Origin of the sequence: Pseudomonas sp. zfem005 (assembly GCF_032621735.1) — a bacterium.
Taxonomy (GTDB): domain Bacteria; phylum Pseudomonadota; class Gammaproteobacteria; order Pseudomonadales; family Pseudomonadaceae; genus Metapseudomonas; species Metapseudomonas solani.
This window is the reverse complement of the sequence record NZ_JAVYJE010000010.1, coordinates 1-11,798: the sequence shown is the minus strand read 5'-3', so window position 1 is coordinate 11,798 and position 11,798 is coordinate 1. Positions and strand designations below refer to the sequence as shown.

General features: G+C 63.3%; 9 protein-coding genes. 5 read left to right on the top strand and 4 right to left on the bottom strand.

The window, feature by feature from the left end; translation table 11 throughout:
- Window position 1: 1 nt before the first annotated feature.
- A complete protein-coding gene (locus RTW82_RS21725) occupies window positions 2-1,042 on the bottom strand; it encodes a DUF6160 family protein (protein ID WP_316926446.1) in 1,041 nt (346 codons plus the stop codon).
- A 307-nt stretch (window positions 1,043-1,349) separates the two neighbouring features.
- Here RTW82_RS21725 and RTW82_RS21720 point away from each other — a divergent pair, with 307 nt between their 5' ends.
- From RTW82_RS21720 to mksF, 5 genes are all read left to right on the top strand, one after another.
- Entirely contained in the window at window positions 1,350-1,973 is a 624-nt protein-coding gene (locus RTW82_RS21720) for a hypothetical protein (RefSeq protein WP_316926445.1), read from the top strand.
- Window positions 1,974-2,196: 223 nt separating this feature from the next.
- Entirely contained in the window at window positions 2,197-2,805 is a 609-nt protein-coding gene (locus RTW82_RS21715) for a hypothetical protein (RefSeq protein WP_021220394.1), read from the top strand.
- Between the two features lie 172 nt (window positions 2,806-2,977).
- Window positions 2,978-4,225 (top strand): Mks condensin complex protein MksB, encoded by a 1,248-nt coding sequence (gene mksB / locus RTW82_RS21710; RefSeq protein ID WP_184487340.1) that lies wholly within the window; start codon window positions 2,978-2,980, stop codon window positions 4,223-4,225.
- On the top strand, window positions 4,215-4,919 hold the full coding sequence (gene mksE, locus RTW82_RS21705; protein ID WP_263404474.1) for an Mks condensin complex protein MksE: 705 nt from the start codon (window positions 4,215-4,217) through the stop codon (window positions 4,917-4,919). Before mksB ends, mksE begins: the two co-directional genes overlap by 11 nt.
- Entirely contained in the window at window positions 4,916-7,750 is a 2,835-nt protein-coding gene (gene mksF, locus RTW82_RS21700; RefSeq protein WP_316926444.1) for an Mks condensin complex protein MksF, read from the top strand. Before mksE ends, mksF begins: the two co-directional genes overlap by 4 nt.
- Window positions 7,751-7,809: 59 nt before the next feature.
- Here mksF and RTW82_RS21695 read toward each other — a convergent pair whose 3' ends face one another.
- Genes RTW82_RS21695 through RTW82_RS21685 form a run of 3 tightly spaced genes read right to left on the bottom strand, consistent with a single transcriptional unit; the run spans window position 7,810 to window position 11,366 of the window.
- Window positions 7,810-10,101, bottom strand: a complete 2,292-nt coding sequence (locus RTW82_RS21695; protein WP_271659041.1) for a PqiB family protein — start codon at window positions 10,099-10,101, stop codon at window positions 7,810-7,812.
- Window positions 10,094-10,717 (bottom strand): paraquat-inducible protein A, encoded by a 624-nt coding sequence (locus RTW82_RS21690; RefSeq protein WP_043246326.1) that lies wholly within the window; start codon window positions 10,715-10,717, stop codon window positions 10,094-10,096. The genes RTW82_RS21695 and RTW82_RS21690 overlap by 8 nt, the downstream gene beginning before the upstream one ends.
- Window positions 10,704-11,366 carry a paraquat-inducible protein A gene (locus tag RTW82_RS21685; protein WP_043246328.1) on the bottom strand — a complete coding sequence of 221 codons (663 nt, stop codon included), beginning with the start codon at window positions 11,364-11,366 and terminating at the stop codon, window positions 10,704-10,706. The genes RTW82_RS21690 and RTW82_RS21685 overlap by 14 nt, the downstream gene beginning before the upstream one ends.
- Between the last annotated feature and the right edge of the window lie 432 nt (window positions 11,367-11,798).

Below are 11,798 nucleotides of genomic sequence, written 5' to 3'. Positions count from 1 at the left end.
CTCAGCACCCCTTGGTGGCGGAGCCCAGGCAGGTGTCCTGCCGGGGAATACCGTTGAAGGCCTGGTTGAAGTCGATATTGATCGGAGAAACCAGGTTGCCGTTGGCGTCCCGGTACTTGGGCATGTTCATGAAGGCGCCCTTGAGAGCGGTCATGAAGGCGTTGCTGTCCATATCACGCCAGGCTACGTCCTGGGTCTGCAGGGAGATGAAGAAGCCCTTGGCCGCTCCCTCCATATTGGTCATGTTGCTTGTGTTACCCACCGGCAGCGACTGGAACTGAGACAGATTGAAGCAAGTCTGGATACCGAGAATGCTGCAGTTATTCGAAGCAAAAGCCCCAAGCAATGCGTCAGTCCACCCCCCCGCGCAGCCAGATGTACAGTTGAGACCGTCACCGTTCTTGATCCCCGCCATCGTTCCTCGTACCGGATCGAGGCTCCCCCCCGAAGTCACCAGGTTGGCATCCGCCTCTACGACGCTGGACGTATAGACCCCCGCAAGAAACAGCGCACTTTGCTGTATGAAGTTCGACTTATCGTAGATTGCCTGCCCTGTCCCCTTGATATGCACGGGAATGTTCCCGGTCAGACTCTGGATATCTCCGGATAACACGCCCTTGGCCTCGCCGAAACCGATGCGCACACCCACCACCTTGTTGCCGGAGTAGGCCAGTTCGAGGAAGGGATTGGAGATGCGGAACGGGTTGATCGAGTTGTCGGCATTGACGGTACCGAGAGCGAAGTTGTTGATCAGGATGTCCGACGAACCGGCGACCTCACCGGGCCGGGTGACGCTGTCGTTGTACTGCCCCAGCTGCAGTTTCTTCATGTTCAGCTGGGTATCGAGATCGACGCCCAGGTTGATGCGGGTGTAGTTGATCCCGGCATTGGCGTCGGTGGTCAGATTGATGAAGGCCTGCCCGGTGACGTTGGAAAGCTCCGCGTCATCGAGCGCCTCCATGCGAGCCTGGGCCGAGGCGGCCAGCAGGCTGGTAGCGAGCACGAGGAAAAGGCGTTTGGCGGGACTGCGGGTCAGGCGCATGGCGAGTTCCCTCTACTTCTTATAATTATGGCCGAGCACTGGCGGCTCGATTACGTGATGCCACTATAGGGAAGCGTCCGCCATAAGGGCCCGACCCATAGGCGGGAAAAAGGTGGGATTTTTGAAGTTCGCTCTCGGCTCGCCGATGCGGTTGTTACCCAAATCCACACCTCGTACGCCGCCCCTAGCTTCAGGTTGGTCGACACGCCGAGCAGGCGCGGCCTCCTGTCCGCCAGCCTTTGGATAGCTGGGCGTGAAGCGGGGCAACTGGTCCACTGCCGGCTCCATAAAACAAGGAGTCGTTGCAATGTCTATTCAAAGAATCCTGCTATCTCTGCTCATAACCTTGCCACCTATCGCCTTCGCGGCTTCCCCCCAAAGCCAGTCCCTGATTGAGCGTCAGATAGCTCAAATGGCAAAGCAGAGTTATCCGGCCGCCTCCCCTTCGGCACCGATGAGCGGCACTATCACGATTGGAAAGCTGATTACTTATGACGTCGTCAACTACAGCCCCTACGACGGTGCCCCCGCTGATATGAGTGCGCTCAATGCAACGTTTATTGGTTACTCCAGTGAGGCCCCGTCAACGGGAAGCCTGGCCGGCCAAACCGGTATTCAGGGACTGACCTTGGCTCGAATGATCAAAATCTCGTCATTTGTCCCCATCCCTGAAGCAGATCTGATGTGCAATCTAATGCTAAGAACCGCAGATGAAGTGTCGGGAGTGAAGTTGGGGGATTACTACTTCCCCCTCACTAGAGCCTCTAGCTTCGTTCGCAATGGGGTCACTTATTTCGACTATGTAGCAGTTCGTCAGAGCGGCCCGGGCTTTCAACCTATTCTTGAGCAGAACGCCTTCTGCACCACCTTCGAATCCTTCAACAACACCTATTCCAATGGTTCCACCGTGGCAGTGACCTTAATCCCCTAAGCGGTCAAGGCTCCCCCCTCACAGGTGCGCATGAGTCCACCTCGTGCGCACCTGCCTCCAGAATTTCCTGCATCCGTCCGACAAGTGACCATCCTCGTCAGATTGCGACCGCTCTAGAATGTCGAATGTGAGCTGGAGCACGCTCCAGCCCCATTCCAAGCCCTTGAATTGCCTGGCATGTTTTCTGCCTTGTTACAGATCAGATGCCGTATTGACCGAGTCCATGAACGCCAACTCCAAAGCCGATTCCGATTCACACTGGGACGAATTGCAGAACCAGAGCGACCTCGCCTGGGACCTGGATGCCATTACCGACCGCCAGCAGGCGATCGATTTCCTGCTGCGTTTCGAAAACCGCCTGTGTGTCTATTCCGGCTATGTCGAGAAGCTCTACAGCAACTACAGCTTCGTGGTGCCGGAGGAAGAGCACGGCAGCATCACCATCCTCCCCGACGAGCAGGCCTGGCACGACACCTTCAATGAAATCCCGCCCGAGGCGGTGGAGCCCACCGGCATCCACATCCTGCCCGGCGAGACCATGGGTTATTCCGGCCTGTACCTGAAGATCCCCGGTGAGCACCGCCTGGCCGCTTCACGCGAGCTGCCGTTCCAGGAAGGCCTGAAGCTGCTGATCCAGCGCTACCAGGCGAAGAACGACCACTTCCTGCCGGTGCTGGTGAAGGGCGACCTGCGCGAATACGAGGCACGCATGCCTTCGCTGCACCTGCACCGCATCAATACCGAGCGCCTGGGCCATACCTCGCAGCTCAACGTCAACGCCATCAAGGCCGCCATCGCCGACCACCTGATCGGGCTGTTCCGCCAGAGCTGAGCCTGCCGCGGCGGCGCAAACCCTGGCGTTGCCTGGCCGTTTTCCATGCGCTCCATCCCTCCCGTCCGCCGACGTGCGAACCAGCCGTCCTTTGATCAGCTCGGGCTGAGTCGAGCCGGCGGTCATGCAGTACAATCGCGTCTTTTTCCTTAGGCAGGGACCGTCTCCCCCGATGATCGAACCCAAACGCGTTTTGCGCGCCCTCGCCGAACACTGGGCGCTGCTGGAGCCGCTGTGCGAGCGCTTCGATGCCGGCACCTTGAGCCTGGCCGAGCTGCGCTTGCAGCTCGGGGCCCAGTTGCCCCAGGGCACGCCCACGGACGTTACCGCGCTGCTCGACCAGTGGATCCGTCTGGACATCCTGGTGCCGGTGGCCAAGAGCCCCAACCGCTTCGAGCTGAACGCCCAGATCCACGACTTCCTCGCCTACCTGCGCCGTGAGCACCGCCTCGGCCTGTGCCTGGAGATCGAAGCCTATCTGCGCCACCTGGAGCGCCTGGCCGGCTACATCCAGGAAGCCTTCGAGATCCGCGACGGCAACGACCTGGCGCGCCAGCTGCGCCTGCTCGACATGCGCGTGCGCGATGTATTGAAGAAGCTCGACAACGATGAACAGGCCCTGGTGGCCGTGGCCGAACGGGCCAAGACCAGCGACCGGCAGATTCCCCTGCGCCAGCGCTATGCCGAGGTCCTGGCGACCTGGGACGAGTACGTCGAGCCGATGATCCAGCTGGTGGCCGCCGATGGCGCCTTCGAGCAGGGCGTGCGCCGCGTCGAGCAGGTGCTGCTCAAGCTGCTCGGCGAACAGCAACGCCTCGGCCAACTGGTGGACGACGACCTGCTGCTGCGCACCCACGCGCGCATCCTGGAAATGCAGACCACCGCCCAGCTGACCCTGCGCAAGGCCCGCGAGCTGCTGCTGCCACTGCGCGAAGAAGCCCGCCGGCACAATGCCGTGACCCGTGGTGCCGCCCTGGCGCTGTCGGTGATCCGCAAGAAGGGCCTGGATGCCGTGCCCCAGGCGGCGCTGCCGTTGTTCACCCGGCCGCAGAGCACCTTCCTCGGCAGCGCCTCGCAGGTGGAGGCCTATGTCTACGCCCTGGCGCGCTTCGAGCCGAAGCCGGCGCACTTCCCCAAGGCCTCCGGCGGCCGTCGTGGCGAAGCGCCGCGTGCACCGCGTACCGCCCGGGAAATGATCGACCGTTGCGAGCAGGCCCTGCCGCTGCCGGACCTCATGGCCTGGCTGCTGGAGCAGGAACCGGAAGGCGCCACCGACGAGCTGCTCTACTGGTTCTCCCGCCTCTCCCGCGAAAGCCGCTTCCAGCGCGACCGCCTGGAACGCCGCGACTACCTCACCGCGGAGCATCAGGTCAGCCTGAGCTCCTTCGCCCTCATCAAGAGCGAAAAACATGCATCTTAATCTCACCGAAATGACTCAGCTCTCGGCCATCTTCCGCGAGCTGTTCAAGGGCTATCACCTCTCGCGCAGCGAGCCGGAATGCTACGCCCAGCTGTCCACCATGCAGGACCAGTACCGCGCGCTGTTCAAGGCCCTCGGCTTCGAGCTGGTGTGTGATCCGCGTGGCTTCTATTACTTCGTGCCCGAGCAGATGGGCGCCCAGGTGAACAAGACCGCCCAGCGCCTGGCGCTGTTCACCTTCATCCTGGTGGAACACCTGGCCGACCAGGGCCGTGACCCGCTTTCCGTGCTCGACGGCGGCAGCATCGGCCGTGACGAGCTGCCGGCACTGCTGGAGAAGTACCGCGACCTGTTCTTGCAGGCCGAGGTGACCACCCATGAAGAGCTGGAGGAGAAGGTCATCCGCCGCCTCACCCAGCTCGGCTTCGCTGAGGACAGCAACGGTATCTACCGCTTCCTGCCGCCCATGCACCGCTTCCTCGATGTATGCCTGGCCGTGCAGCACGACCGCGACCTGGCCGCCAACCTGCACAGCAGCGACCTGGCCCTGCAGGCCCCGGTGCTGATGGACGACGAGGGCGAAGAGCCGATCGTCTCGCTGGAGGTCGATGAGCCGGCCGCCGTTGAATCCGATGAAGATGCCCTGGCCCGTGCCATGGCCGAAGAGCGCGCCGCGCAGGAGATGGACGCATGAGCCAGGAACGCTATGGCATCCGCCGCTTCGCCCTGCTGAACACCGCCGGTTACAGCCTCGGCCTGTTCCCGCTGGAAACCCCGCTGTCGGTCTACGGCGCCAACAACCTGGGTAAATCCGCGTCGATCAACGCGCTGCAGTTCCCCATCTTGGCGCGCATGTCGGACATGAGCTTCGGCAAGTACAGCCTGGAGCAGTCGCGCAAGTTCTACTTCGCCACCGACACCAGCTACATCCTGGTCGAAGTCTCCCTGCCCCACGGCCCCCATGTGATCGGCGTTGCCGGTCGCGGCCCGGGCGGCGGTTTCGGTCACCAGTTCTTCGCCTACCAGGGCAGCCTGGACCTGGATCACTACCAGAAGAACGGCACCTGCCTGCGTCAGCGCGAGCTGTTCAATAACCTCGAGCGCGAGGGCATCAAGGCCTACGAGCTGAAGCCGGACGAACTGCGCCGCCTGCTGGTGGGCGGTCACACGTCCATTCCGCTGGACCTGACGCTGATCCCGCTGCGCTCCACCAGCGAGCAGAGCCTGAAGACCTTCCGTTCGCTGTTCATCAACCTGCTGCACATGCGCGAGATCACCGCGGCCAAGCTCAAGCAGCTGTTCCTCGATGCCTTCGAGCACAGCCTGCGCTCGGGCAGCGTCGACTACATCGCCGCCACCGAGGAAGCCTTCCGCGACGTGCGCCGCATGGAGCAGGACTACCAGGCCCTGGTGGCCGCCGGCCCGCTGGTGGAGGCGCTGGCCAACGGCGTGACCCAGCGCGAGACCCTGCGCGGCAAGTTGCACCGCCTTTCGCCCCTGCTGGATAACCTGCTGGGCACCTGGCACGACTACTCCGGCGCTCGCCGCGAGGAACTGGTGATCCAGGCCGAGCACTACCGCAACGAGCAAGACGGCCTGCAGCACGAGCAACGCGGCGGCACCCAGGAGCTGATGCGCCTGGAGCGCGAGATCAGCGAGATCCAGCGCTGGCTGGGCGAGCTGGCGGTGCTGAAGAACCGCTTCGCCCTAGTCAACGACATCAAGGTGCTGGAGCAGCAGTTGCTGGCCGCCAAGGACGCCCACGACGAACTGGCCGGCGCCCTGGCGCAATCCCGCCAGTTCTCCTCGGAAGACCTGGAAGAGCGCCTGCGCGACCTGGAGAAACGCCTGAAGTCGGTGAAGCAGCAGCTCGACCACGCCGACAACAACAGCTACTCGCGCCTGCGCGAGGAGTTCTCCCAGGCCGACGTCGACCGCCTGATGCGCCTGTTCAACGGCCAGCTGTTCAGCCTGCCCCTGGGCGAGAAAGGCATTCAGCTGGATGAAGAAGACGCCTGGGTGAAATCCCTGGAAGCCATTCTCGACCGCTTCAAGGGCGAGCACTTCCAGGTGCCCGGTCTGGATATCGACCTGTCCAACATCGAACCGCCAGCCCTGCAGGCCCTGGCCGACCGTGCTGCCCTGCGCGACCAGAAGGACCGCCTGGAGCGCGAGCTGAAACAGCTGAAGACCCAGCAGTCGGTCGCCTCCGACCGCGCCGCGAGCAAGGCCCAGGCCGAGCAGCTGTACCAGGCCGTGCTGGATGCCCAGAAGGCCCTGGAAGACTTCCGCAAGGCGCAGACGCTGTCTGCCGAGGAAGGCGGCAAGATGGAGCTGCTGGCCCAGCGCGAAGCCGCACAGGATGATCTCAAGCGCTCCAGCGACGCCTTCACCGAACGCGTCCAGCAGCTCTCCGCCAAGCTGCAGCTGGTGGGCCGTCAGTTGGCCGACCTGGAAGCCAAGGAGCGCACCCTGGAAGACGCGCTGCGCCGCCGCCAGCTGCTGCCGGCCGACCTGCCCTTCGGCACGCCCTTCACCGACCCGGTGGACGACAGCATCGACAACCTGCTGCCGCTGCTCAACGATTACCAGGACACCTGGCAGGCGCTGCAGCGCATCGATGGCCAGATCGAGGCGCTCTACGCCCAGGTACGCCTGAAGGGCGTGGCCAAGTTCGACAGCGAGGACGACACCGAGCGTCGCCTGCAACTGCTGATCAACGCCTACGCCCACCGCCAGGACGAGGCCTTGACCCTGGCCAAGGCGCGCCGTGCGGCTGTCACCGACATCGCCCGGACCCTGCGCAACATCCGTAGCGACTACGACAACCTGGAACACCAGCTGGCGCTGTTCAACCGCGAGATCAACAAGCGCCAGGTGTCGAACTTGCAGAGCTTCCGCATCGTGCTGGCGCCGAACAAGGATGCGCTGCGCCACATCGACCAGATCATCCACAGCGCCGGCCAGTACGAGGAAGGCGAGACCCTGTCGGTGTTCGACCTGTCGCAATCCTCCGAGCAGGACGCGAAGAACGAGGAAGCCAAGGAGTACCTGGCGCGCCTGGTAGCCGCCAATGGCAACCAGCTGGGCCTGAAGGACCTGTTCGAGCTGGCCTTCGAGATCACCAAGGTGCATGGCCAGCCGATCATCCACACGGACATCGATGGCGCCGCCTCCAACGGCACCACCATGACCATCAAGGCGCTGACCAACATGTACCTACTACTGCACCTGATGGACCGCGAGCAGGCCGGCCGCATCCGCCTCCCCTACTACCTGGACGAGGCGGCGGACATCGACGAGCGCAACCAGCAGGCGCTGATCGAGACCAGCGCCCAACTGGGCTTCACGCCCATCCTGGCGTCGGTGAAGCCGCAGGTTTCGGCCGATGTGGCCATCGACCTGGAAGGGGGCAGCGGCCCCAATGGCATCTATATCGACGAGGCGGACTGGAAGTTCATCAAGCGTCGCGAGCAGGCCAGCCAGCAAACCCCGGCTGCCAGCGAGGAAGCCGAGCCGGCGTGAGTTGAAGCCGCAGTAACGAAAAAGGGCCGCAGATGCGGCCCTTTTTCATGCTGGGTGGATCACTTCTCGATGGATATCTTCGGTGCCCACTTCAGCCATTCTTCGTTGAGTTCGTCATGCAGGGCGAAGGTCTGCCCGGGGATGGCCGGTGCGCCCATCTGGGCGTTGTCCGGCGTGGCGAAGGCAATGCCACCCTCGATCAGCGCTTCCAGGGATTCGGTGCGCACCTTCACGCCCTTGAACAGGCCCGCATCGATGCCCACGCCACTGGCGTTCCAGAAGCGCGTGCCGCTGCGTACCAGGGAGGCATAACGCGGCTCGATGAGCACGTGGATGAGCACGCGGTCGGCGGTCTTGCCCAACTCGAAACGCACCACTTTGCCCACCGGGACCTCGCGGTAGCTGACTACGACACCGGGCTTGATGGAGCCACGGCGTGCGGTGCTGAGGACGATGCGCAGGCCTTCTTCACGGGCGATGGCCGACGGCGGCTCGCTGAGTACGGTGAACTTGGTCTGCATCGGGCCCTTGGCCGAGGCGGGCTGCACTTCCAGGTACTGGCCGCTGACCAGGGTGTCGAGGTTGGCGGTACGCACCAGGCCGAGCTCAGGCTTGACCACCCAGAACTGGGTGCCGGTGCGAGCGATGCGATCGGCCGCCTCGGTGATGCGCGCGGTGACCACGACGCCGCCTAGGTCATCGGCCAGGGTGATGCGCTCGACGCTGCCGACATCCAGGCCCTTGAAGCGCACGGGCGTGCCTTCACGCAGGCCGTCGGCCTGGGTCATGCGGACCTCGACCACCGTGCCTTTGCCGAGGGCGAGGTTCTCGTTGTCATAGAGGGTGAAGCGACGCGGCTTGGTCACCGGCGTGGCCTTGGAATCCGGCGTGCTGAAGGAGATACCGCCGGCCAGGAGGGTCTGCAGCGACTCGCTCTTCACTTCAACACCGGACAGGCCGCCCTTGATGCTGACGCCGCTGACATTCCAGAAGCGGGTGGATTCGTTCACCAGCTTGGCGAACTCCGGCTCGATGTGGACGCCAACCACGACGCGTTGCTGGTCACGGGAGAGCTGGTAGCTCTGCACGCTGCCGACACGCATCTGCTTGTAGAGGATGGGGCTGCCGACATCGAGGGAGCCGAGCTTGTCGCTGGTGAGCACCAGGTGCAGGCCGGGGGCATCGGTGTTCAGCGGCGGAGCCTTGGGGCGGGCGGTGAACTCGCGGGTGGGGGTGCCGCTCTTGGCGAAACGCACGGCAATGTAGTTGCCCTTGACCAGGGCCTCGATACCGCTGATGCCGGCGAGGGAGATGGAGGGCTTGACCGTCCAGAACTCGGTGCCTTCGACCAGGAACTCCTCGGTGCGCGGCTCCATGGTCAGCTCGGCGGTGGCGCCGGCGAAGTTCTTGTCCATGTCGAGCTTCTTCAGGGTGCCGACCTGGACGCCGTTGTACATGACCGGGGTGTTGCCGGGGTTGAGGCCGCTGACGTCTTCCATGCGCAGCATGACCTTGAGGCCGGCTTCGGCTGCTTCGAAACCGTCGTAGAGGCGGAAGGGGATGGTGGAATCCGTGGGCGGGCTGTCCTGGCGGTTCTCGGGCGTGGCGAAGGCGATGCCGCCGGCGGCCATGCTGAGCAGCGACTCGGTGCGGATCTTCACCCCGGACAGGCCGGCGGTGACGTTGAGGCCGCTGGCGTTCCAGAAACGCGTGTGTTTGCGCACGAGCTGGGCGTAGGGCTGCTCGATGTGCACCTTGATCTCGACCGTGCGCTGGTCTTCGGCCAGCTCGTAGCTCTTCACCTGACCGACCTGGATCTGCCGGTAGTAGACGGGGCTGCCCTGCTCCAGGGAGCCGAGGCGCTCGGCCTTGAGGGTGAGGTGCAGGCCGGGCAGGTTGTCGGAGAGCGGCGGCGGCTCGGACAGCGCATGGTATTTGCGCTCGGGCTCGCCCTTCACCGGGTCGATGGCGATGTAGATACCGGAGACCAGGGTTTCCAGGCCAGTGACACCGGCGAGGGACACGCGTGGGCGCACCAGCCAGAAGCGGGTTTCCTTGCTCAGGTAGGGCTCGGCTTCCTTGAGCACTTCGACCGTGGCGACGACGCCATTGATGTCCTCGCTGACGTGCAGGTCGGTGACCTTGCCGACCTGGATGCCCTTGTACATGAGCTGGGTCTTGCCGACCTGGATGCCTTCGCCGTTCTCGAAGTAGATCTTGATGTCGATACCGGCATCGTTCATCGACTTCCAGCCCAGCCAGAGGCCGATGCCGAGGGCGATCAGGGGCAGGACCCAGATGGCCGACCAGTTGGTGGTTTTCTTCGTCTTGGGCTTTGGCAGGTCAGCCATTCTCGTCGTCCATATCGGTGTTGTCCCAGATCAGTCGGGGATCGAAGGTTACTGCTGCGGTCATGGTCAGGACCACGACGCTGGCAAAGGCGGCCGCACCGGGATTGGCTTCGATGCTGGCCAGGTTGCCGAAGTTCACCAGCGCCACGAGGATGGCGATGACGAATATATCCAGCATGGACCAGCGACCGATCCATTCGATGAAGCGGTACATCAGGATGCGTTGCCTGGCCGACATGGGCTGGTGCCTCTGCACGGAGTAAAGCAGCAGGGCGATGCCGACGAGCTTGAAGGTGGGCACCAGGATGCTGGCGGTGAAGACCACCAGGGCGATGGGCAGCATGTCGGCGTGGATCAGCTCGATGACGCCTTCCATGATGGTGGAGGGCGAACCGTTGCCGAAGAAGTTCACCGTCATGATCGGCAGCACATTGGCCGGGATATAGAGGATGGTGGCAGTGAGCAGCAGCGCCCAGGTGCGGATCAGGCTGTTGGGCCGACGCTCATGGAGGCGCGAGCCGCAGCGGGTGCAGGCGGGGGCGTCGTCGTCCTGATCCGGGCGGTTCAGTTGGTGGCAGTCACCGCAGACGAGGATGCCGGCATCAAGCGCTCTCATTGGCGTGACCTCCGGCATCGAGTGAATCCCAGACTTGGTGCGGGGACATGGTGACTTCCAGCCACACCTGCGACAGCAGCAGGCCGATGAAGCAGGCGAGGCCGACGCCCAGGTGCAGGTCGGCCATGTCGATGAGTTTGACGATGCTGACCAGGATGCCCATCAGGTAGACCTCGAGCATCCCCCACTCACGCATGTGGTGATAAAGGCGATAGAGCTGCAGGCCAAGCCCCTGCATGACCTGCCAGCGGATGCACAGCAGCACCGCGAGCTGGCAGAGCAGCTTCAGCAGCGGAATGACCATGCTGCAGAGGAAGACCAGGACGGCTACGCCATCCATGCCGCTGTGGTAGAGGCCGAGTACGCCGCTCCAGATGGTGTCCTGGGTCGTCTGGCCGAGCAGGTTGAGCTTCATGATCGGCAGGAAGTTCGCCGGGACGTAGAGCATCAATGCGGTCAGCACCAAGGCCAGGGCGCGGCGCTCCATATGGGCACGGTGAACGATGAGCTCATAGCCACAGCGCGGGCAGCAGGCCTTGTGTTCTTCTTCGACGTGCTGACGATGCATCAGCAAGTCGCACTCCGGGCAGGCGACCAACTCCTCAAGAGGGCGTTCGGACAACGGGCGGGAATCGGCCGAGTCAGGCATACAGGGGGCTCATATGAATTCGCGCCTATTCTAGACGAGCGCAGCGGCAATGGGTCTGCCTGACTGTGACCCGATTTGCCATTAACAGGTTCGAAACGGGTGGGGAATGGCAGCGGACCGGCATATCGGTAGCCCGGATGTAGCCCGGATGTAGCCTGGACGTAGCCCGGACTTCAGTCCGGGGCTTTCTTGGCGACTGAAGTCGCCCCTACAAGTCGCCCCTGCGAGCCGTGCCATTGCACCTTGGCTTCCATTCTCGGACGTCCGCTCTGCCAGGCGTTTATATCGCCGCACCAACTTTTCCACGGCCCAAAGTCAAACCCCCGACCTTCTTGCGAAGATCGGGGGTTTGGTATAGGTGCTTGACGATGACCTACTCTCACATGGAGAAACTCCACACTACCATCGGCGATGCATCGTTTCACTACTGAG

Excerpts from the sequence above, each read along its gene's own strand:
- RTW82_RS21725 (WP_316926446.1), bottom strand. The coding sequence starts at position 1,042 with ATGCGCCTGACCCGCAGTCCCGCCAAACGCCTTTTCCTCGTGCTCGCT.
- RTW82_RS21720 (WP_316926445.1), top strand. The coding sequence starts at position 1,350 with ATGTCTATTCAAAGAATCCTGCTATCTCTGCTCATAACCTTGCCACCT.
- RTW82_RS21715 (WP_021220394.1), top strand. The coding sequence starts at position 2,197 with ATGAACGCCAACTCCAAAGCCGATTCCGATTCACACTGGGACGAATTG.
- mksB (WP_184487340.1), top strand. The coding sequence starts at position 2,978 with ATGATCGAACCCAAACGCGTTTTGCGCGCCCTCGCCGAACACTGGGCG.
- mksE (WP_263404474.1), top strand. The coding sequence starts at position 4,215 with ATGCATCTTAATCTCACCGAAATGACTCAGCTCTCGGCCATCTTCCGC.
- mksF (WP_316926444.1), top strand. The coding sequence starts at position 4,916 with ATGAGCCAGGAACGCTATGGCATCCGCCGCTTCGCCCTGCTGAACACC.
- RTW82_RS21695 (WP_271659041.1), bottom strand. The coding sequence starts at position 10,101 with ATGGCTGACCTGCCAAAGCCCAAGACGAAGAAAACCACCAACTGGTCG.
- RTW82_RS21690 (WP_043246326.1), bottom strand. The coding sequence starts at position 10,717 with ATGAGAGCGCTTGATGCCGGCATCCTCGTCTGCGGTGACTGCCACCAA.
- RTW82_RS21685 (WP_043246328.1), bottom strand. The coding sequence starts at position 11,366 with ATGCCTGACTCGGCCGATTCCCGCCCGTTGTCCGAACGCCCTCTTGAG.